The organism is Paraburkholderia sp. IMGN_8 (assembly GCF_038050405.1).
Lineage (GTDB): Bacteria > Pseudomonadota > Gammaproteobacteria > Burkholderiales > Burkholderiaceae > Paraburkholderia.
This window is the reverse complement of record NZ_CP150901.1, coordinates 2,495,194-2,516,541: the sequence shown is the minus strand read 5'-3', so window position 1 is coordinate 2,516,541 and position 21,348 is coordinate 2,495,194. Positions and strand designations below refer to the sequence as shown.

The 21,348-nt window shown below is 63.0% G+C and carries 20 protein-coding genes; 11 read left to right on the top strand and 9 right to left on the bottom strand.

Translation table 11 applies throughout. From position 1 onward, the window contains the following. The first annotated feature begins 46 nt into the window (after positions 1-46). A complete protein-coding gene (locus WN982_RS32420; RefSeq protein WP_341316113.1) occupies positions 47-361 on the top strand; it encodes a hypothetical protein in 315 nt (104 codons plus the stop codon). On the opposite strand, the gene WN982_RS32415 is transcribed toward WN982_RS32420, so the two are convergent. Continuing rightward, complete coding sequence (locus WN982_RS32415) at positions 358-1,353, bottom strand: hypothetical protein (RefSeq protein WP_341316112.1); 996 nt, start codon at positions 1,351-1,353, stop codon at positions 358-360. The two genes, WN982_RS32420 and WN982_RS32415, sit on opposite strands and share 4 nt — an antisense overlap. A gap of 28 nt (positions 1,354-1,381) precedes the next feature. Between WN982_RS32415 and WN982_RS32410 the strand changes: the two genes are divergently transcribed. The 5 genes from WN982_RS32410 (at position 1,382) to WN982_RS32390 (ending at position 6,430) form a co-directional block, all read left to right on the top strand. Next, positions 1,382-3,538, top strand: coding sequence for an ATP-binding protein (locus WN982_RS32410; RefSeq protein WP_341316111.1), 2,157 nt, complete (start codon positions 1,382-1,384; stop codon positions 3,536-3,538). Next, positions 3,535-5,166 (top strand): response regulator, encoded by a 1,632-nt coding sequence (locus tag WN982_RS32405; protein ID WP_341316110.1) that lies wholly within the window; start codon positions 3,535-3,537, stop codon positions 5,164-5,166. Before WN982_RS32410 ends, WN982_RS32405 begins: the two co-directional genes overlap by 4 nt. Beyond that, the gene (locus tag WN982_RS32400; RefSeq protein ID WP_341316109.1) at positions 5,163-5,795 is read left to right on the top strand and encodes a response regulator transcription factor; all 633 of its coding nucleotides are present in this window, start codon (positions 5,163-5,165) and stop codon (positions 5,793-5,795) included. Before WN982_RS32405 ends, WN982_RS32400 begins: the two co-directional genes overlap by 4 nt. A 127-nt stretch (positions 5,796-5,922) precedes the next feature. Then, positions 5,923-6,228 carry a hypothetical protein gene (locus WN982_RS32395; RefSeq protein WP_341316108.1) on the top strand — a complete coding sequence of 102 codons (306 nt, stop codon included), beginning with the start codon at positions 5,923-5,925 and terminating at the stop codon, positions 6,226-6,228. Next, complete coding sequence (locus WN982_RS32390; protein WP_341316107.1) at positions 6,221-6,430, top strand: hypothetical protein; 210 nt, start codon at positions 6,221-6,223, stop codon at positions 6,428-6,430. The genes WN982_RS32395 and WN982_RS32390 overlap by 8 nt, the downstream gene beginning before the upstream one ends. 64 nt (positions 6,431-6,494) lie before the next feature. Here WN982_RS32390 and kdgR read toward each other — a convergent pair whose 3' ends face one another. Next, positions 6,495-7,382 carry a DNA-binding transcriptional regulator KdgR gene (gene kdgR / locus WN982_RS32385; RefSeq protein ID WP_341316106.1) on the bottom strand — a complete coding sequence of 296 codons (888 nt, stop codon included), beginning with the start codon at positions 7,380-7,382 and terminating at the stop codon, positions 6,495-6,497. Between the two features lie 371 nt (positions 7,383-7,753). On the opposite strand from kdgR, the gene kdgT reads away from it, so the two are divergent. From kdgT to WN982_RS32365, 4 genes are all read left to right on the top strand, one after another. Beyond that, complete coding sequence (kdgT, locus tag WN982_RS32380; protein ID WP_341316105.1) at positions 7,754-8,770, top strand: 2-keto-3-deoxygluconate transporter; 1,017 nt, start codon at positions 7,754-7,756, stop codon at positions 8,768-8,770. A gap of 149 nt (positions 8,771-8,919) precedes the next feature. Beyond that, positions 8,920-9,381: a VOC family protein gene (locus tag WN982_RS32375; protein WP_341316104.1), complete on the top strand. Its 462-nt coding sequence runs from the start codon at positions 8,920-8,922 to the stop codon at positions 9,379-9,381. A 4-nt stretch (positions 9,382-9,385) separates the two neighbouring features. Beyond that, positions 9,386-9,724: a metalloregulator ArsR/SmtB family transcription factor gene (locus WN982_RS32370; RefSeq protein ID WP_341316103.1), complete on the top strand. Its 339-nt coding sequence runs from the start codon at positions 9,386-9,388 to the stop codon at positions 9,722-9,724. Next, a complete protein-coding gene (locus WN982_RS32365) occupies positions 9,721-10,272 on the top strand; it encodes an SRPBCC family protein (protein ID WP_341316102.1) in 552 nt (183 codons plus the stop codon). The genes WN982_RS32370 and WN982_RS32365 overlap by 4 nt, the downstream gene beginning before the upstream one ends. A gap of 36 nt (positions 10,273-10,308) precedes the next feature. On the opposite strand, the gene WN982_RS32360 is transcribed toward WN982_RS32365, so the two are convergent. After that, a complete protein-coding gene (locus tag WN982_RS32360; RefSeq protein WP_341316101.1) occupies positions 10,309-10,977 on the bottom strand; it encodes a VTT domain-containing protein in 669 nt (222 codons plus the stop codon). Between the two features lie 126 nt (positions 10,978-11,103). Between WN982_RS32360 and WN982_RS32355 the strand changes: the two genes are divergently transcribed. After that, positions 11,104-11,631, top strand: a complete 528-nt coding sequence (locus WN982_RS32355; RefSeq protein WP_341316100.1) for a GNAT family N-acetyltransferase — start codon at positions 11,104-11,106, stop codon at positions 11,629-11,631. A gap of 163 nt (positions 11,632-11,794) precedes the next feature. Here WN982_RS32355 and WN982_RS32350 read toward each other — a convergent pair whose 3' ends face one another. The 6 genes from WN982_RS32350 to WN982_RS32325 all read right to left on the bottom strand — a co-directional run bounded on the left by WN982_RS32350 (position 11,795) and on the right by WN982_RS32325 (position 21,267). After that, positions 11,795-12,856, bottom strand: a complete 1,062-nt coding sequence (locus WN982_RS32350) for an alkene reductase (protein WP_341316099.1) — start codon at positions 12,854-12,856, stop codon at positions 11,795-11,797. Between the two features lie 85 nt (positions 12,857-12,941). Continuing rightward, positions 12,942-13,244: a helix-turn-helix transcriptional regulator gene (locus WN982_RS32345; RefSeq protein ID WP_341316098.1), complete on the bottom strand. Its 303-nt coding sequence runs from the start codon at positions 13,242-13,244 to the stop codon at positions 12,942-12,944. A 173-nt stretch (positions 13,245-13,417) separates the two neighbouring features. Continuing rightward, the gene (locus WN982_RS32340) at positions 13,418-16,471 is read right to left on the bottom strand and encodes an efflux RND transporter permease subunit (RefSeq protein ID WP_341316097.1); all 3,054 of its coding nucleotides are present in this window, start codon (positions 16,469-16,471) and stop codon (positions 13,418-13,420) included. 12 nt (positions 16,472-16,483) lie between these two features. Then, positions 16,484-17,635, bottom strand: a complete 1,152-nt coding sequence (locus WN982_RS32335) for an efflux RND transporter periplasmic adaptor subunit (protein WP_341316096.1) — start codon at positions 17,633-17,635, stop codon at positions 16,484-16,486. A 113-nt stretch (positions 17,636-17,748) separates the two neighbouring features. Then, positions 17,749-19,260 carry an efflux transporter outer membrane subunit gene (locus tag WN982_RS32330; RefSeq protein WP_341316095.1) on the bottom strand — a complete coding sequence of 504 codons (1,512 nt, stop codon included), beginning with the start codon at positions 19,258-19,260 and terminating at the stop codon, positions 17,749-17,751. An 861-nt stretch (positions 19,261-20,121) separates the two neighbouring features. Further along, positions 20,122-21,267, bottom strand: coding sequence for a porin (locus WN982_RS32325; protein WP_341316094.1), 1,146 nt, complete (start codon positions 21,265-21,267; stop codon positions 20,122-20,124). Between the last annotated feature and the right edge of the window lie 81 nt (positions 21,268-21,348).

Genomic DNA, 21,348 nt, shown 5'->3' with positions numbered 1-21,348 from the left:
CTGCTTAGGATGGAATATCGAAATCGTCTCACGCGGTTGCCTCTCCATGATTCCCTATCTGTCCGGACGCGAAAACGAGGTGGAGTACATCAACTCGATCTGCCTGCGCCTGTTCGATACATGGTGCGAGAACAGGAGTGTGACACCGCTGGGTTATCTGCTGCATTGCTGGCCGCTCCTGGATAGCGGGCCCCATGCGATCAGGCGGCTTGGCGATACGCTGCGCGAGCTCAGAAAATCGCATGCCGAAGCACTCGACCGGGACTCGTCGCACGCGTTGCGCGAACTGGCCGACTGTGTGGACGAGATACTCGCATACGGAACGGTGCCGGTGTCCGAGCGGATAACGGCAAACGGCTAGCGCAAGCTTGCGGGATCGAACCAGAGTTCCTTGCGCGACAGCGGGACCCACGCCGGCAGGAACGGATTCTGAAGCTCGACAAGTGTCCGCTCTTTCAGTTTCAGGGCGCTCAACTGCTGGCTGAAGTGCCGGTTGAAGAATGCATCGAAGCTGCCGTCCCGCTCCATCTGCTCGAGCCCGTCGCGAATGCGCGCGGCGAGGCGCGGTTCCGATTTACTAACGTAGAAAAACTGGGCAAACGGGTACCTGATCAGCAGATGGCGATCGATCGCGAGGTTCGGGTAGCGTGCTCCGTAAGCACGTAATTCCTGCGGCGCCTCGGTCACGCCGCGCGGGAACAGGTCGAAGCGCCGATGCAGAAGCATGAGAAAAAGCGAATCGTACGTTTCCGCCGTCCTGATGGGCACATGGTTGTACTCATAGACGCGCACGTCGCCCCAATTGCTGCCTTGTCCGATGGACAGCTTGCGAAACTGGTCGAGCGTGCGGACTGCGTCGATCTTCGGCTGGTTGTCGGCGGCGATCAGTGCGACGCGGTAGCCAAGCAGCCCTTTGTCGATTGGAAACGGAATCGGGATCATGTCTTCGTCGAATTCCCGGTGGCCCGCATCGCTGATCATGACGTTGATGCGTTCACCCTTGAGCGCCTCCTGATGCGAACGGGCTACCGAAATGGCGTCGGTGTAAGGCTGTTCGGCGTACGGGCCATACGCGGCGGTGGTGCGGGTGAGCACTTCCGTCAACAATTCGAACGGGTAGGCGTAGCGGACAAGGAATTCTTCTGACTTGAGCGGTTTGACGATATCCAGCGCGAATACCGCCGGAATCAGCGCGGCCCAGATCGACAATCCGGCGAGCAGGCCACGTATGGCCGCAACGCCCCAGGTGCGCGGAGAGAGGGCGCCGAAGCGGGATTTCGTGCAGGCAGGCGGGGTGCCGCGGGAGGCGCCGACGGTAGACCGCGAATCGGCGACGGGCGCAGAATAGGGCAAAAGAGATCCAGAGCACTCGCGGGGGAATATGGCTCTCAACACGTTTGGCGCCTTCTGGAGTTCGATCAATCGCTTTCGCCGCAGCGTAGTGCTGCGGCTTCTGGCGACGGTGTTGCTGTTCAGTTGCGTGGTTACGCTGGTTTTGACTGCATTCCAACTCTACCGCGATTATGCAAGCGGCATCGAAAGTGTCGAGACTCGCCTCGCCGATATCGACAGGAGCTATCGCGACAGTCTCGGCGAGGCACTGTGGCGCCTCGACCGGGCGCAGCTTCAACTTGAACTCGACGGTATTCTGCGGCTGGCCGATATTCGCGCTGCTGAGGTGCGCGAGGCCGGTTCGGCGTCGTCGCCGATGGTCGTCACGGCGGGTCGGCGTGTGGCGGAAGCGGCCGTGACACGCGAATTTCCGCTGCTCTACCGGGTGCAGGGCAAGGAGCAGCGCATCGGCACGCTCTACGTCGAGGCTACGCTGACCAATCTCTACCACGAGCTGACGCAGACCGCGCTCGTGATTCTGGTGAGTCAGGCGGCCAATACGTTTCTGGTTTCTCTGTTCACGATCTACATCCTGTCGCGGCTCGTGACGCGGCACCTCGGCGCTATCGCGCGGACCGTCGGCGGCTACGATTTCCATCAGACGCCGCGGCCGTTCAGCCTGCAGCGCCGCCCTCCGAGGCAGCCGGACGAGCTCGACCGGGTGGTTGCCGCATTCAACGATATGGGCGAGCGACTCCACCGCTGGTACCTCGAGGAGCGCGATGCGGCCGCCGAGCGCGAAGCGCGGCGCCTGGCCGAAGCGGCGAACCGGGCCAAGAGCGAATTCCTCGCCAGCATGAGTCACGAACTGCGCACGCCGCTCAACGGCATTCTGGGCTATGCCCAGATCCTGCGGCGCGACCCCACGCTGAACGAGCGGCAACGTGAAGGGGTGGCGGTGATCCAGCGCAGCGGCGAACATCTGTTGACGTTGATCGACGACACGCTCGATTTCACCAAGCTCGAAGCGGGCAAACTGCGCATCGAGATCGGCGACGTGCCGCTGGCCGCCATGATGGACGTGATTCGCGAAATCATCGGTGTGAAGGTGGAGCAGAAACAGCTTGAATTCATCTGCGAGATCGCCCCTGGCGTGCCGTCCGGTGTGCGCGCCGACGAACGCCGGTTACGGCAGGTCCTGCTCAACCTGCTCGCGAATGCGGTCAAGTTCACTGACCACGGCGAGGTGAGCCTGCATATCGCGCAGGGCGCGTCCGGGAAGGTTCGATTCGACGTGCGAGACACCGGCATTGGCGTGAGCGCGGACCAGCTGGAGGCGATTTTCGAGCCCTTCGAGCAGGTCGGCGGTGCCGAGCGGCGAGTCGAAGGCACCGGGCTCGGTCTCGCGATCAGCCGGCAATTCGTTCGTGCCATGGGTAGCGAGATCCACGTCGAGAGCCGGGTGGGGCACGGCAGCGCCTTCTGGTTCGAACTTGCCCCTGCGCTTGCCGAACCGGCCGCCATGCCTGCCGCACCCGCCACTCAGGTCGAGACGGGCTACCTGGGCCCGCGGCGGAAGATTCTGGTGATCGACGACGTACAGGTCAATCGCGAGGTCGTCGTCGAGTTTCTGACGAGGCTCGGCTTCGAAACCGTCGAAGCCGCGACCGGCCGCGAAGGGCTCGCGAAGGCGCAAAGCGAGGGACCCTCGCTGATCCTGACCGACATCGTCATGCCCGAAATGGACGGCCTCGAGACCACCCGCCGCCTGCGGCAACTTTCCGGCCTGGCTGACGTGCCGGTCATTGCGGTGTCAGCGACTTCGTCCGGCGCCGATGAGAAAAACAGCCTTGCCGCCGGCGTCAATGCGTTCCTCTCCAAGCCGGTCGATTTCGACAAGCTGCTCGCGCAGATGACTGCGTTGCTGGCGCTGACGTGGACTTATGCGCCGCAGACGCCATCCGTGGCACCCGGCGCATCGCAGGAGCCGCAGCTTGCCGTGCCTGCATCGGAAATGAGCGAACTGCACCGCCTCGCCCGCGACGGCAATATGCGGGAGATCGTGCTCTGGGCCGAACGTGTCGCCGCGCTCAACCCGCTCTACGCGTCGTTCACGGCACAGCTTCGTCAACTGGCGAAAGGCTATCAGTCGAAAGCGATTCTCCAACTGGTCGAGCAGCATATGGAACGCAGGCCGGCACCATGAACGACGCATCCGCCCACTTGAGTGGGCCACCCACCATCCTCATCGCCGACGACACGCCGTCGAATCTGGGCGTGGTCGTCGACAGTCTGGCGGACCGGGGATTTCGCGTGCTGGTCGCGCTCGACGGCGTGGAAACGCTCGAGCGCGCGCAATTTTCGCAGCCGGACCTGATTCTGCTCGATGTGAAAATGCCGGGCATCGACGGTTTCGAAACTTGCCGCCGGCTCAAGATGAACGACGCGACGCGCGATATCGCCGTGATCTTCATGACGTCGCTCACCGGCAGCGAGGACATGGTCGAGGGATTCGCGGCGGGTGGTGTCGATTACGTGACGAAGCCGGTGCGGGTCAACGAAATGATGGCGCGCATCGACACGCATCTGGCGCTGCGCGCCATGCACAGGCAACTCGTTGCCCGCAACAAGCAGCTGCAGAGCGAAGTGGCCGTGCGCGAGCAGGCCGAGGCGGCGCTGTCCCGCGTGCGCGACGGCCTGGAGGAGCGCGTCGCGCAACGCACCGACGAACTGGCGCGGGCGAATGCCCGCCTCCATTCGCAGATCGACGAGCGCAGGCGGGCCGAGGCGAAACTGCTGTCGAGCGAAGGGCGGTTTCGCACCATTGTCGAGACGAGCCCGGTGCCGCTGTGCATCACGTCGATGCCCGGCGGAAAGATTCTCTATACGAATGAGCCATTGCGGGAGCTATTTGGTATCGATGCGCGCGACCGCGTGGTCTCCAGCATCGTGGACCTGTATGCGGATCCCGCGGAGCGCAACAGGCTGGTGCAGCATCTGCGCGAGGAGGGCAGTTTCCGCGATATGGAAGTCCAGTTCAGGCGGCCGGACGGCACGACATTCTGGGCGATCGCGACGGCCCGGGTGGCGACCTATGACGATGCGCCTGCTATCTATGTCGGTCTGAACGACATCACCGAACGCAAGCGTATCGAGCAGGCGCTGTTCGAGTCGCGCGAACAGCTGCGCGAACTGTCGGCCTATATGGAAGCGATCCGCGAAGAGGAAAGAAAGCGCATCGCCTTGGAAATTCACGACGAACTGGGCCAGTTGCTGACAGCGTTGAAAATGGACGTATCGCTGCTCAGGATGCGTCTTGGCAGCGACCAGGAGGCGATGAAGAAAGCCGACAGCATGCGCGAACTGGTCGAAAAGACGATCTGGATGGTGCGCAACGTGGCGAGTCATTTACGGCCTGCGGCGTTGAACTTCGGGCTCGTGTCGGCGCTGGAGTGGCTGGTCGAGGATTTCGGCCGGCATACCGGCGTTCCCTGCCAGTTCCGGATCAACGGCAGCGAGCCCGTTCTTCCCGATGCGTTCGCGACTGCCGTGTTCCGCATCGTCCAGGCGTCGCTCACCAACGTCGCGCGCCATGCCGGCGCGACGCGAGCGGACGTGACACTGACCCGCACCGCGACGGCCCTCGATCTGCATGTCAGCGACGACGGTCGCGGCTTTGATCAGGAGGCGGCGCGCAAGAGTTATTCCTATGGCCTGCTCGGCATGAGCGAGCGCGCGAGGGCGATTGGCGGATCGCTGCAGATCGACAGCGCGCCCGGCGCGGGCACGGCGGTTTCGATTCACATTCCGTTAGACAACAAAGCAGAGAAATGATCAAGATCCTGATTGCGGATGACCATGCGATTGTGCGTGGCGGCCTGAAACAGATTATCGCGACGACGACGGATATCGTCGTCGCCGGCGAGGCCGCTCAAGGCTCGGAGGTCGTCGACAAGCTGCGCGCGAGTCACGTCGATCTGCTGTTGCTGGATATGACGATGCCGGGAATCAGCGGGGTCGATCTGATCCGGCGCGTGCGCGCGGAACAGCCGGCCTTGCCGGTCCTGGTGTTAAGCATTCACAACGAAGCGCAGGTCGTCTCGCGCGCGTTGCGCGCGGGCGCCACCGGTTATGTGACGAAGGACAGCGACCCGGAGGTGCTGCTTGCCGCTATTCGCAAGCTCGCCGCCGGCGGGCGGTTTATCGATCCGAAGCTCGTCGACGCGATCATCTTCGAGACCCACTCGGACGATGCGCCGCCTCATAACATACTCTCCGATCGTGAATTCCAGGTGCTGCAGATGCTGGCGCTCGGCAAAAGCATCAACGACATCGCGGACACGTTCTCGCTCAGCGCCAAGACCATCAGCACCCACAAGATGCGCCTGATGCAGAAGCTCGGTCTCAGCAACAACGCGGAACTGATCCGCTATGCGATCAGGCACGGGCTGGCCGCCGAATGATGCTTGTCTGATGAATCATCGCAGTCGTTGCGCTAGGGAAATCCTGACGTTCGAATCAGATTTTCCTGAAGGAACTATCCGCCGCTCCCGACTGAGCCGCCAACAAGGGCGCCTTACGATGGCTTCTATGGGCAATCATGGAGCGCAAACGGTCGTGGGAGAAAAGTCGTTACGCGGACTGGTCGAAAAATTGCTCGGTGCGGCGGGCGCCCAGCCAGTCCGGATACTGTTGACTCATCGTTCGCAATCTGGCCGGACACGCCGCGTGTGTGTCGAAGTGCAACGGCCGGGCGGCCCGCTCGCCCTGTTTTTCTTCCGCCACAACGATGGAACCTGGCATGTTTTTCCACCCGGCGCCGCGCGTCCTTCGATGAGCGTCGCCGGCTTGCCGTTGGACGACCCGATGACGGCGAAGGAGACGACGCATGGCTGAGGATACTCCGCAAGGCCTTTCGCAGAACGAACTGGAGCTGCGTACGTGGATGCTGGCATGGTACGACCACGCCGTGTCGGTCGGCTTCGTCCGCCCACCGTTCACGCTGAGCGACGCGACGGCAGAACGGCTCGAGGGTTATTTCAAGGTAGGACTCACACCGGTCGAAGGCGCTGAAGCGTTTTTTGGCGTCACGCATTGAGTCTTGCGGCGCACGCCGCGGACGCCTGAAGAACCGCGCCGGCTTTGGGCGGAGGCGCTTTCGCTCAACCCTGCCCGGTGGCCGCATGCTCCGGCGCCGGCGCTTGACGATAGCCGAGCCGCGTCGAGATCGCGTGACCCGACTGCTTGAGGAGGGCCACATAGTGCGATTTCGTGTCGGCGCCGCAGCGCATCGTTGGAAACGAAATCGACAGGCCCGCAATGACGCGGCCGAAGCGGTCGAACACCGGCACCGCGAGACACCGAAGCCCTTCTTCCTGTTCCTCGTTGTCCTCGCCGTAGCCTTGTTCGCGCACGTGCGGCAGGATGTTCAGCACGGCGTCGGCGGAGGCGAGCGTCTTTTGTGTCGACTTGCGAAATTCCACGTGCGAGAGCACGTCGCGCGCCTCGGCCGGGTCCATCCACGCGAGCAGCACCTTGCCGATCGCAGTGCTGTGCAACGGATTGCGGCGGCCGATCCGCGACTGCATGCGCAGCCCGTAGTCGGCGTCGATCTTGTGGATGTAGATGATGGCGTCTTCGTCGAATGCGCCGAGGTGGACCGCCTCGCGGGTCGCCTGCGCAATGCGGCGCATCTCGACGTCGGCCTCGCGCACGAGATCGACGCTCTCCAGCGCCTTCGCGCCTAGTTCGAACAGACGGATCGTCAGCCGGTAGCGCTCGGTCTCGACTTCCTGCGTCACATAGCCGAGCGCCTTCAGCGTCTGGAGCACGCGGTGGACGGTGGTCTTCGACATGCCGAGCCGCTGCGACAATTCACTGATGCCGATCTGTCCGCTGTCTCCGACCGCGCCCAGAATCGCGAACACCCTGCCGATCGACGAAACCGATTCGCCCCGGTCGTTGCCCGTGCCGCGGTTGCCTTCAGCGCTGTCCGCGTCCTGCGCGTGTGCGGCCGCGTCGTCCCTGCGCTGTCTGCCCATTGCTGTCATTTCCGTCATTTCCTATCGATACCGAGCGCCGGGAGCATACCGCGTCCAGCGTTCCACGTGACCTGCTGCCGGGCTAGCGCGCCGGCCACACGCTGGGTTGGGTGACGGTGCTGCGGCGCCGGTCTGGTTTCGAATGTAGCGCGGAATTTCAAATTCAGAACGGTGATCCGAAAATATTGTGCTTCCGCATCAAGGCTGGCAAGGGTCTTAAATGAGGCTCGGGTAAACGATGGACTAGAGTCTTGTCAAAAACGGAACGTCGTTCCTATCGCAATGCTATATTGCGCCGAAAGGGAGTAGCCCGACGCAAGAACGGGACATCACCCAGGGTTATTCACCCGACAACTGGACGCGAAGTCCATGGAGGAGACATGAAGCTCAAGAAGGCCATCGACCGCATTCCGGGCGGCCTGATGCTGGTGCCGTTGCTGCTCGGCGCCTGCGTCCACACATTTGCGCCGGGCGGGGGGAAATACTTCGGGTCGTTCACGAATGGCTTGATCACCGGCACCGTGCCGATTCTGGCGGTGTGGTTCTTCTGCATGGGCGCGACGATCGACCTGCGGGCGACCGGAACGGTGTTGCGCAAGTCGGGCACGCTGCTCGTGACAAAGATGGTGGTGGCGTGGATCGCGACGATCGTCGCCTCGCACTTCATTCCGATCGACGGCGTCAAGGCGGGGCTGTTCGCCGGCCTCTCGGTGCTCGCGATCACGACCTCGATGGACATGACCAACGGTGGCCTCTATGCGGCGGTGATGCAGCAATACGGCACCAGGGAAGAGGCGGGCGCGTTCGTGCTGATGTCGATCGAGTCGGGGCCGCTCGTCAGCATGATCATCCTCGGCGCGACCGGTGTCGCGTTCTTCGAGCCGCGCCTGTTCGTCGGCGCGGTGCTGCCGTTCCTGGTCGGCTTCACGCTGGGCAACCTCGACAGCGACCTGCGCGAATTCTTTGGCCGCTGCGTGCATCCGCTGATTCCGTTCTTCGGCTTTGCGCTCGGCAACGGCATCGACCTGAACGTGATCGTCACGAGCGGCTTGCCGGGCATCGTGCTCGGCCTCGGGGTGATCGTCGTGACGGGCATTCCGCTGATCGTCGCGGACCGCTGGATCGCGGGCGGCAACGGGGCGGCGGGGCTGGCGGCGTCGTCGACTGCGGGGGCCGCGGTGGCGAACCCGGCGATCATCGGCGAGATGATTCCGCGCTTCAAGCCGCTGGTGCCGGCCGCCACGGCAATGGTCGCGACCGCCTGTCTCGTGACGGCGCTTCTCGTGCCGATCCTCACCGCGCTCTGGGTGCGTCGACATCACGCGCGCGACATGTTGCGCGAGGAGTTCGCGGGGGCGACGGCACCCCCGCTCAACGAGCAGGACGTGCACGTTTGATGTGGCGTGGGTGGTCCTGCAACGCTTGGCGTTGCCGGCTTGCCGTGGCTTCTCGTAGAACCAATTGGCGACGCCATCCTCCTTGCCTTTCCCATTTGTTTAACTATGATGTTAAATATCAACCGAGAGGTTTACAAAAGGAGCCTGTCATGAGCGATCCGCTTCACCGTCCTTCACTGGGTTCGTCGGTGTACTACAAAGACCCGTTTGCCGCGCTTGACTGGCTCGAAAAAGCCTTCGGTTTCGAGCGTCAACTGGTCGTCACGGACAGCGACGGCCAGTTGGGTCACTCGGAAATGCGTTTCGGCGACGGCTACGTGATGATCTGTCGCGAGTGGTCGGAAGACGCGGCGAGTCCGGCCTCGATCGGCGGCAAGAACACGCAGTCGGTGCATGTTCAACTGCGCGAAGGTATCGACGAGCATTGCGCACGGGCGCGCGCCGCGGGCGCCGTCATCACGCGCGAGCCGGCGGATCAGTTCTACGGCGACCGTGTGTACGCGGCACGCGACCCGGAAGGGCACGTCTGGAGCTTCGGCCAAACCGTGCGCAAGGTGTCGCGCGAGGAAGCCGAGCAGGTGAGCGGCCTAAAAATCGAAGGATGGATGTGAGCGCATGGGACTGCCTGTTAGCGCAACGCTCGATCGAACCCTGGCGGCGCTAGCCGATCCGAACCGGCGTCGGGTGGTCGATCTGCTCAGCCAGCGGTCAATGCGCGCCGGTGAACTCGCGCAAGCCACCGGCCTGAGCCCGCAAGCAATGAGCCGGCATTTGCGGGTCCTGCGTTCGAGTGAGTTGATCGAAGAGTCGCATGACGGCATCGACGCGCGCGTGCGCCTCTATGTGTTGCGTTCGGCGCCGATGAGCGAACTGAAGGCATGGCTCGAACAGACCGAAGCGATGTGGTCCGCGCAATTGCTGTCGTTCAAGGCGCATGTGGAGCGGCAAGCATGAGTTCGCGCGTGCAGGTCTCGTTACGCGTTGCGGCGTCGCCGCTGCGCGCGTTCGACGTGTTCACGCGCGAGATCGGCGCATGGTGGCGGCCGAACGGGCTGTTTCAGTTCACGCCGCAAGGCGCGGGCGTGCTGTCGTTTGAACTGCCTTTGGAACCCGGCGAGCATGGGCGCCTGGTCGAAACGCAGCCGGACGGCAGCCTGTTCGAGATCGGCCGCGTCACGGTTTGGGCGCCGGGCCAGCGTCTGGCGTTCGGCTGGCGTCAGGCCAGCTTTACCGCCGCGCAGCACACGCATGTCGAGGTGCGTTTCGAAGCGATCGGCGACGAAACGCGCGTGACAGTCGAGCATCGCGGTTGGGATACGGTGCCGCAAGACCACGTGGCGCGCCACCATTTCCCTGATCGTGTATTTCTGCTGCGGCACGGCGAATGGTGGCAGGCGCTGCTGGCGTCGTTGCGTGCGGCGGTATCGAAAACCGCTACACCGCCAGCGCCACGCGCGCGACCAGCGCGGCGATGCTGGGACCGGGCGTGCCGGCGGCGATGATCAGCGCCAGCGCAAAGACGAGCAAAGCGGAAAGCGTCATGGATATCTCCGTGATTTTGAGTCAGCGCGCAGCCGCCGGTTGACGAAACGCCACAGTGCGCTCACCAGCAACGACCCGACACCGAGCCCCACGCCCAGCAGCACGATCGAACTCATATGATCGCGCACCAGCGGCACGTTGCCGAACAGATAACCTGCCGCCACTAGCGACACGATCCATAGCGCCGCGCCGGTCGTGACGAACGACACGAAACGTGCGAACGTCATGCGCGAGACACCGGCGACGAACGGCGCGAACGTGCGCACCACTGCAATGAACGGCGACAGGAGGAAGGTCAGGCCGCCGCGTGCTTCGTAGAATGCGTGCGCTTTACGCAGCGCGTTCTTGTCGACCCAGCGATAGTCGGCGGTATAGACTTTCTCGCCGATCGCGCGGCCGAACGCATAATCGACGATGCTGCCGGCCACGGTCGCGGCGAACAGCACCGGGATCACGATCCAGACATTCAGCGCGCCGGTCGCGGCGAGGCCGCCGCAGATGAAAATCAGCGGATCGCCCGGCAAAAAGAATAGCGGCAGGAAGCCGATCTCGACGAACACTACGAGAAACAGCATCGCGTAGACGGCGGCGCCGTATTGCACGATCAAGCCGCTGAGGTGCTGGTCGAAGTGCAGGGCGACCTGCAGCAGATGCATCAGATCCATCTTGAGTCGAACGGGAATTCAGGTGTTCAGGAGTGTAGTCCCGCGGCGGCGCGGGCACTTGTTTATTTCACCGTGATGATGTCAATATCGCGGCGTGTCCTTCAGGGAAAGTCGCACGAAACGCCCATGCAACAGGCTTCCAGCGTCACCTTCCGATTTGCCGCGCCGCACGATGCGCACGCTGTCCGTACGATCGAATTCGAGGCGGGCCAGCGCTTCGTCAGCGTCGGCATGGCCGGTATCGCCGATGCGCTGCCGATGGAGGTGGACCTCGTCAACCGCAAGATCGCCGCGCAGCAGATCGTCGTCGCCGTGGCAGCCGGCGAGACATGCGTCGGGTTCGTGATGTTCGAGCCGCAGGCTACGCGACTCTACGTCCAGGAACTCGATGTGCTTACGGCGTATGCTGGCCAGCGCATCGGTGCGGCGCTGATCGAGCAGGTCGCGCAACTCGCGCGCGCAAGAGAGATGACGCAACTCACGTTGTCGACGTTTCGCGAGGTGCCGTGGAACGCGCCGTACTATCGGCGGCTCGGCTTTCGCGATATCGAAGAAGCCGAACTGGACGCGGCGTTGATCGAGCGGCGCGACGCGCATATCGCCCGCGGACTCGACGAATCGAAACGTGTGTTCATGCGGCGCGATCTTGCATGAAGCTGGCGGCGCGCGCGGAGTTTGCATCGGGTAGCGCATAAAAAAACGCGGCGGGTGTGAACGGATTTCATGCCGGTCATACCCGCCGCGCGTTTTTGCAGCGTACTTCCACTAACCAGCCGCTTTAATGCGGCGGTCTATGCCTCCGCTGACTCCGCCGCTGTTACTCCACCGTTTCCAGCGCCGGATAATCGACGTAGCCGGTTTCGCCGCGCGCATAGTACGTTGCCGGATTCGGCTGGTTCAACGGTGCATTCGTTGCGAAACGGCGCACCAGATCCGGATTCGCGATGAACAGTTGACCCCACGCCACCGCGTCTGCTTCACCCGCGTCGAGCACTTGCTGCGCGGTTTCCTTGGTGAACCTTTCGTTGGCGATGTACGGGCCGCCGAACGCCTTCTTAAGTTGCGGGCCGAGGCGGTCTTCGCCGAGCGCTTCGCGTGCGGCGATGAACGCGATCTTGCGCTTGCCGAGTTCGCGAGCCACATAGCCGAAGGTGCCGACCGGATCGGAGTCGCCCATCGTATGCACGTCGCGGCGCGGTGCGAGGTGCACGCCGACACGGTTGGCGCCCCACACTTCGATGCATGCGTCGGTGATTTCGAGTAGCAGGCGGGCGCGGTTTTCGATCGGGCCGCCGTAGGCGTCGGTGCGCTTGTTGGTGCTGTCCTGCAGGAACTGGTCGAGCAGGTAACCGTTCGCGCCGTGGATTTCGACGCCGTCGAAACCAGCTTGTTTCGCGTTCTCGGCGCCCTTGTGGAACGCGTCGACCACGCCGGCGATTTCATCGAGTTCCAGTGCGCGCGGCGTCACATAGGTGCGCTCCGGACGCACGAGGCTCACATGGCCCTGGGCGGGGATCGCGCTCGGCGCAACCGGCAGTTCGCCGTTCAGGAACAGCGGGTCCGAAATACGGCCGACGTGCCACAGTTGCAGGAAAATCTTCCCGCCGGCGGCGTGCACGGCGTTCGTGACGATTTTCCAGCCTTCGACCTGTTCCTGCGACCAGATGCCGGGCGTTTCGGCGTAGCCCACGCCTTGCGGCGTCACCGAGGTGGCTTCGCTGATGATCAGCCCGGCCGTTGCGCGCTCGGCGTAGTACTTCGCCATCAATTCGTTCGGTACGCGGACTTCGCCGGCGCGTTGACGCGTGAGCGGCGCCATGATGATGCGGTTCGACAACGTGATGTCGCCAATCTGGAGCGGGTCAAAAAGAGTCGGCATATGAGTTCACCTTTCCTGGCGGGCGCATGGCCCGGGCCTTAAAAAACAACGTGATGAAAGAAGCGCGGCGACGCGGATGGGCTGCTCAGAGCTCGGCGTTCATATGCTCGAGAAACGCCTGAATGACGGGCTCGTTGCGTTTGAAAAACACCCATTGGCCGACTCGCTTCGACGTGACGAGGCCCGCGCGCTGTAAAGCGGCGAGGTGCGCCGACACGGTCGACTGCGACAGGCCGCAGCGCGCGTCTATCTTGCCGGCGCACACGCCTTGATCGAGCGGCAGTTCCTGGTCGGCGAAATGCGCGTACGGCTCCCGCAGCCAGCCGAGAATCTCCCGGCGCACGGGGTTGGCAAGCGCTTTGTGGATCGCGTCGATGTCGAGCGTCATCTGGGTGGTTTCAAATCATGAACAACAAACAGATGTGGCGCCGGTCGGCTCACGCATCTGCATCGCTACAAGACGAATCATATATCGGAATTTGACGATATACTTGAAGCCACTACTTTCTATGGGGTCGATAGGCTTGGCTTGTCCGGACGCACCGCCTGTCGCCAGACGCACTAACCGGCGTGCTGCGCCCTGGTTTCGTGATGGTGATCCGCGGCGAGGAACATATACATGGCGGGCACCACAAACAAGGTAAAAAGGGTGCCGATCGACAGCCCCGTGAAGATGACGAGCCCCATCGCATTGCGGCCCGCGGCGCCCGCCCCCGAGGCGATCACGAGCGGCACCACGCCGAGCACCATCGCGGCCGTCGTCATCAGGATCGGGCGTAGCCGCACGCCCGCTGCTTCCTCCAGGGCTTCGCGCTTCGATCTGCCCGCGCGCTGCAACTCGTTGGCAAACTGGACGATCAGGATGCCGTGCTTGCTGACGAGCCCCATCAGCGTGACGAGCCCGACCTGCGTATAGATGTTTAGCGTCGTCAAGCCGATGTTGATGAAGATAAGCGCACCGAAAAGCGCCATCGGCACCGAAATCAGAATCACGACAGGGTCGCGGAAACTTTCGAATTGCGCGGCCAGCGCGAGAAACACGATGATCGTCGCGAACATCAGCGTGATGACGAAGCCGCCGGATTCCTGCACGAACTGCCGCGACAGGCCCGAGTAATCCGCCGCATATCCCGCGGGAGCAACCTGTGCGGCCGCCTTGCGCAGGAAATCGAGCACCTCGCCTTGCGACACGCCCGGCACGATCACGCCCGAGATCGTCGCGGAGTTGAGCTGCTGGAAGTGGTTGATGGACTCCGGCACGACGTTGTGCTCGATATGAGCAATCGTCGAAGCGGGAATGACGCTGCCGTCCGGCGTGCGCAGGTAGTAATCGAGCACCTGCGAAGGATTCAGCCGGTCGGTCTGCAACACTTGCGGAATCACCTTGTACGATCGTCCGGCAATCGAAAAGTAATTGACGTAACCCCCTCCGAGCGCCGAACCGAGCGCTTGCCCGACATCGCTCTGCGAGAGCCCGAGCGAGGCCACCTTGTCGCGGTCGACCACAAGCGTGGCTTCCGGCTTGTCGAGCTTGAGATCGCTGTCGACGAAGAAGAACATCCCGCTCGCTCGCGCTATTTGCAGGACTGCCTGCGATACCTCGTTGAGATTCTCGAAAGGCTCGGTCGTGCTGATGACGAACTGCACCGGCAGCCCTTGCGAGCCAGGCAGCGGCGGAAACTGGAACGCCGCGACGCGTGCACCGGCGATCTCGTTCCATTTCTGCTGCAGTTCCTGCTGCAACTGCGTCGCGCCCTTGCTGCGCTTGTCCCACGTCTTGAACAGCACGCCGCCGATCCCCTGGTTGAGGGTCGGCGCGCCGGTGAGCTGGAACATCTGTGCATATTCGGGAAGCCGTTTGGAGATATCGAACACCTGATCCGCATACATCTGCATCTGCTGGATCGTCGCGTTCGGCGGCCCCTGGATCTGCGACAGTACGATGCCCTGATCTTCCTGCGGCGCGAGTTCCGATTTCGACGTCATGAACAGGTAGACCGCACCGCTGAGCAGCAGTGCGCCCATCACGGTGAATACCGGCCAGGTGTCGAGCGTCGCGTGCAATAGCCTGCCGTAGCCGCGATGCACGCGTTCGAACTGGCGATCGACGAAGCGCGCGAAGCGCCCGGACTCCTGGTCCGCGCGGAAGAAGCGCGAGCACATCATCGGCGACAAACTTAGCGCGATCACGCCGGACACCGTCACCGCACCCGCGAGCGAGAACGCGAACTCGGTGAAGAGGGCGCCCGTCAGGCCGCCCTGAAAACCGATCGGCACATACACGGCGACCAGCACGACGGTCATCGCGAGGATCGGTCCGCCGAGTTCGCGTGCGGCGATCAGCGCGGCATCAAAGGGCGGCTTGCCTTCCTCCTTCATATGACGATCGACGTTTTCGACGACGATGATCGCGTCGTCGACGACCAGCCCGATCGCGAGCACGAGCGCGAGCAGCGTCAGCAGATTGATCGAATAGCCGAGCAGTTGCATCACGAAGAACGTGCCGATCAGCGACAACGGCATCGCGATCACCGGCACGATGACCGCGCGGAAACTGCCGAGGAACAGAAAGATAACCGCGGTGACGATCAGCAACGCCTCGACCAGCGTCTTGATGACTTCCGTGATCGCCGTGTTGACGAAATCGGTGGCGTCATAAACGATCTCCCCCGTCATGCCGATTGGGAACTGCTTCTGCAGCGATGGAAAGACAGCGCGCACGCGCCTGGCCACGTCGAGGATATTCGCGTCCGGCGCGACCTTGATGCCGATGAATACCGAACGCTTGCCGCTGAAGGCGACGTTGAAGTCGTAGCTGTCGGCGCCGAGCACGACGTTCGCAACGTCTTCGAGGCGCACGATCGCGCCGTTCTTCTGCTTGACGACGAGTTGCTTGAAGTCGTTGACCGTATGCAGGTCGGTGCCAGCGTTCAGGTCGACGCTGACCATTTGTCCCTTGGTGGTGCCGAGCGTCGCGAGGTAGTTGTTGTTGCCGAGCGCCGTATAGACGTCGGCCGCCGTTACGCCGTGCGCGGCGAGGCGCGTCGAATCGAGCCACGCGCGCAACGCGAACTGCCGGCCGCCGAGAATTTCCGCCGTCTGCACGCCTTCGATCGAATCGAGCTTCGGCTTGACCACGCGCAGCAGGTAATCGGTGACGTTGTTGCTCGGCAGCACGTCGCTGTAAAAACCCATGTACATCGCGTCGGTGGTTTGCCCGATCTGTACCTTCAACACCGGCTGCTGCGCTTGCGGCGGTAACTGGTTGCGCACCGACTGGATCTGCGTGTTGATCTCGGTCAGCGCGCGATTCGCGTCATAGTTCAGGCGCAGCGTCGCGGTTATGGTCGACACGCCGGTGCTGCTCGACGAGGACAGGTAGTCGATGCCTTGTGCCTGGGCGATCGCCGCTTCGAGCGGCTGCGTGATAAAGCCGGCGACGGTATCGGCGTTCGCGCCATAGTAGGCGGTACTGATCGTCACGACCGCGTTTTCGGTCTGCGGATACTGGCGTACTTTCAGGGCTTCGAGCGAGCGCAGCCCGAGCACGAGAATCAGCAGGCTGACCACGGAAGCGAGTACGGGCCGCTGGATGAAGAGATCGGTGAATTTCATCGGGCGGCCTCTCTATTGTTCCTGAGGCGTCGGGTTCGGGTTGTCGGCCGGCTGCACGCGGTTGTCGATAACGAGCGGCACGCCGTTCTTGAGCTTGAGTTGCCCGCTCGTGACAACCTGCGTGCCTTCGGAGACGCCCTTCAGGATCGCCACCTGATCGCCGCGCGTCGGGCCGGGTGTGATGAACACCTGCTGTGCGACGGGCAACGTCTTACCTTGCGCGTTCGGTTGCGTGCCCGGCTTGACGATGAACACCGTAGCGCCATACGGGTTGTAGGTGATAGCCGTTTGCGGCAACGTCAGATAGCGCTGCGCGACGCCCGCGTCGATCTTCACGTTCGCGTACATGCCGGGCAGCAGCTTGCGCTCGTGATTGTCCACGCTCGCTTCGATCTGCACGTTGCGCGTCGCGCTGTCGATTTTCGGGTTGAGCGACTGGATCTTGCCGGTGAACGTTTGCCCGTTGAACGCGCTGGTGTCGACCACCACGGTCTGACCGATCGCGAGCAGGCCGAGTTGCTGTTGCGGCAGGTAGAAATCGGCGTAGATCGGGTCGATCGCTTGCAGCGTCACGATCGCATCGCCGGGATTGATGTACTGCCCTGGATTGACCGTGGTGATGCCGAGACGCCCCGCAAACGGCGCGCGGATGGTCTTCTTGTCGACGAGCGCTGTCTGTCCTGCGACTTGCGCCTTCTTGCCCTTCAGGTCCGCGGCGTCCGCGTCGAGCTGGGCTTTGGCAATCGCCTTGATGTCGTACTGCGCCTGATCGCGCTGGTAGACGGTCTGCGCGAGTTCTGCCGCTGCCTGTAACGAATGAAGCAGCGCCACGTCGGCGTCGTCGTTGAGCCTGATGAGGACTTGTCCCGCTTTCGCTTCCTGACCCGAGCTGAACGCGACTTCGCGTACGAGGCCGGCGACTTCGGTGGTCACGTCGACGCCGCGCACGGCGCGCAGGCTGCCTACCGCGGCAAGCTGCGGTTGCCACGACTGATAGCTGGCAACCACCGCCGAGACGGTGGCGGGTGGCGCCGTATTGCCCGCCATGGACTTCGCGAACATGTACGTCCTGAACTGGTTGAAGCCGACGAGCGCCGCCAGCAGCAGGCCGACACATATCAGCATGATCGTCATCCGCCTGGTCATCCTTGGTTTTTCAGTCATCGTCATGTCCTTCATCGGCATCGGGCGAAACGCCGAGCCTTATGTTCCTGACAGAGCGTGTTTCAAAGCGCGTGCTGCAAAGTACGGTACCGCGAGTGTCCTCTCGGGTTGGGTCATTGCGTTGCGGGAGTGGTGGGCGCGGCAGAGGCGTTCCACCAGCCGCCGCCGAGCGCCTGAAACAGCGCCGCGGTGTCGGCGTAGCGCGACGCCTGCGCCTGCGCGAGGCTCACCACTGTTTGCTGGTACTGACGTTGGGCGTCGAGGAGCGACAGGTAGCTCACGCCGCCGATCCGATACTGTCCGCGCGTGAGGTCGAGCGAGTCGCTGGCGGCGCGCCATGCGTCGGTTTGCGCTTTCAGGCCGGTGGCATCGTGATCGAGTGCGCGCAGCGAGTCCGCGACGTTCTGGAACGCGAGCAGTACCGTTTCGCGGTATTGCGCGTCGGCCTGCTCGTACGCCGCCTCGGCCGCGCGCTTCTGCGCGGTGAGTTGACCGCCGTGGAAGAGCGGTTGCAACAGGTTCGCGCCCAGGCTCCAGATCGTGCTGCCGGCCTTGAACACTTGCGCGGGTGTCAGCGCCTCGGCGCCGTAGCTGGCGGACAGCGTGATCTGCGGGTACATCGCGGCCGTTGCCACGCCGATTTGCGCGCTTGCCTGATGCAGCACGGCGTCGGCGGCAAGGATGTCGGGCCGCTGCCTCACCAGCGCCGACGGCAGGCTCACCGGCAGCGTCTGCGGCAACGAAAACATGTCGAGCCTGAATTCGGGCAGCGTGACGTCGCTGGGCAGCTTGCCGGCCAGCACGGCGAGCAGGTGGCGCACCTGGTCGAGCTGTTGCTGCAGGGGCGGCAGCGTCGCGCGGGTTTGCGCCAGTAGCGTCTGCTGCGCGAGCACCGCCGTGCGGCCCACGCCGCCCAGCTCGAACTGCTTGCTGAGCACGCCCAGTTGTTCGTCCTCCTCGGCGGCGATGCGTTCCGTGGCTTCGATCTGGGCGCGCAGCGAGGCTTCCTTGACCGCGGCCGTCACAATGTTGGCCGACATCGCGAGATAGGCGGCCTGCAACTGGTAGCGCTGGTAGTCGACTTGCGCGTGCAGCGCTTCGAGTTCGCGCCGCGTTCCGCCGAATACGTCGAGCTTGTACGACACGTTGACCGATGCGTTGTAGAGGTTGAACTCCTCGGTGAGTCCGGGCCGGCCGAACGCGATTCCGTTCAATTTTTCGCGCGTGGCGCCAAGTTGTGCATCCACGCTGGGCAGCAGCGTGCCGGCTTGCGCCGAGAAATTCTCGCGAGCCTGCCGCAATGCGGCCTGTGCAGCGGCGACGTTCGGGCTATTGGCAAAAGCGTCGCGGATCAGCGTATCTAGCGGCTCGCAATGAAAGAGGGCCCACCAGGCGGCGGGAATGTCCTGGCCCGGCACAAAGCGCTGCGGCAAGCCGGCGGCGCCCGGTGCGGAGGCCGTCTGCTCGGGCAATGGGGTGGTGGTGTAGGTGTCGGTAGGGGGCGCAAGGGGCGTGCGATAGTCCGGGCCGACCTTGCAGCCGGCCAGTGCTGCACAGCAGCAAAGCGCTGCGCATAGCGTGGCGCACTGAGGCCGCCGGACAAAACGCGGGTTAACGTCGATCATCGATCCACCTTATATCGCCTGCGTTTAGCCTAAACGACGGAGCGGACGCGGATATTCAGGCAACGTGAACTTTCGATGTTTTTCCTGACGCCGGAATGCATCGTGCCGGCCGACATCTGCGCGTAGCCTAGCACGGTCGATTGCAGCGCTCACGCGCGAGATCGCGTAGTCACGGTTCGGTGAGCCGGCGATGCCGCTTTAATTAATCGCGGGTAGCAGCGTTTGACCCGGCCGCATCGAGGAAAACCCTGGCGCGCCTGGGGTTGACGTGACGGACGGCTCGCTTCGCATCGCGAGGAGCCGTGCCAACGTGGGGAAGATCAGATTCTGGCGGCCGCATTTTTGCGCGGCAGGCGGCGGCAGGTGTTAACCGGCCGTTCAGCCCGCCACACATCGACAGCGTGTTTGACGCATGCGATTGGCGCGCTGCGTGCTGCGCGGGTTGTCAGCGCGACAATGCCGCGTCAATGCTTGCGATGACCCGGCCAGCCAACATGTAAATGATGCCGGTCAGTGTGCCAGCCCGATTTCCATTTCCGGGCAGTTTCCACTCCGTCATGCATGAGCAGAACCACGACCAGAAGGGCGAGACCAGCCAGCCCACAGAGGATGCCGAGGAGGTCATCAACAGATACAGAGGACTGGGCATGGACCGCCGATCCCAGGAGCTTCATAGCAACGCTAGCAAATTCACTCACGACGCCTCCCGATCAGGACACGGCCATGAATTCATTTTAGTTAATCGAACTCAGAAAGTTAATGGGGACCGTACACGGCCTCTGCGGCCAACAAGCCGGCGTCAGGCATTCTGAGTTCGACGCCCGACGCCTTCGAGATGACATCGCGCGACGGCGTGCGGCTCTAGAACTTGTGGCGCAGCGCGATGCGCGCAACCACCTGATTCGCCGTCGACGAAGGCGATTGCGTGCCCGGGATGAATGCATCATCCAGAATCGAGTTGGTCGAGCTGCCGGTGACCTTCTGATACTCGCCCTGCACGTAGACGTCGGTTCGTTTGGACAGGTTGTAGTCCGCCATCAGACCGACGGAGTGGATCTTCGGCTTTACGCTGCCCGTGGAAGCGTCATAGGTTTCCATCGTGTAGACGTACTGCGCGCCGACGAAGAACGCCGGGGTGACCTGATACTTTCCGTTCACTTCGAAGTTCTGGTATTTCAGCGTATTCAGCGTGACGCCGGTCGCGGCGAGCGGGATGCCGATATAGCCATTGCCGGTGGGGTTCTTGTAGTTCGAGTTGGTGTAGGCGAAGCCGACGGTGGCCGGACCGAAGGTGTAGTTGATGCCGCCGCCGAACACGCGCATGCGGCCGGCGATAAAGCTGGCGTCGTTCGCGGTGATCGCACCGTTCGAACCCACGCCCGGATTGTTCGCCTGCAGGTAGGCTGCGGCGACCAGCAGACCGCCGTTCGCATATTGAGCGCCGAAGCTGTACTGGCGGTTGTTGGCGAAGTTCGTGTCGTTGCTGAAGCTATACGTGCCGCCGAACTGGAACCCTGCCATCTCCGGGCTTGCGTATTTGATGGTGTTGTCGACGCGGAACGAGTTGTCGGTGTTGTCGTTGTCGTACGGGTGCGCGAACAGATAACCGGCCCAGTTGCCGTTGGCCGTGGTTTGCGCGAGGTAGTCGACCACCGAGTCATACTGCCGCCCGAGCGTGACCGTGCCGAAGCGATCGCTGCTGATGCCTACATAAGCCTGACGGCCGAACATGCGCCCGCCCTGATTGAGACGCCCCGAGTTCAGATCGAAGCCGTTTTCGAGCTGGAAGATGGCTTTCATTCCGCCGCCCAGATCCTCGGAGCCTTTCAGGCCCCAGCGGCTGCCTTGTGCATAGCCGCTCGCGAGTTCAACGACGCTGCCGTGCCCTACGTTGTTGGTGTAGTCGATGCCTTCGTCGATCACGCCGTACAGGGTCACGCTGCTTTGCGCGAACACCGGGGCGGCGACGGCGCCGAGTACGGCCATGGCGATGACTTTCTTTTTCATAAGATCTCCAGAATTTATTGGCAAGTGGCCGACGCATGATTTTCTGGCCAATACTTTTTGCAAAGCGAGGAATTCTGATGG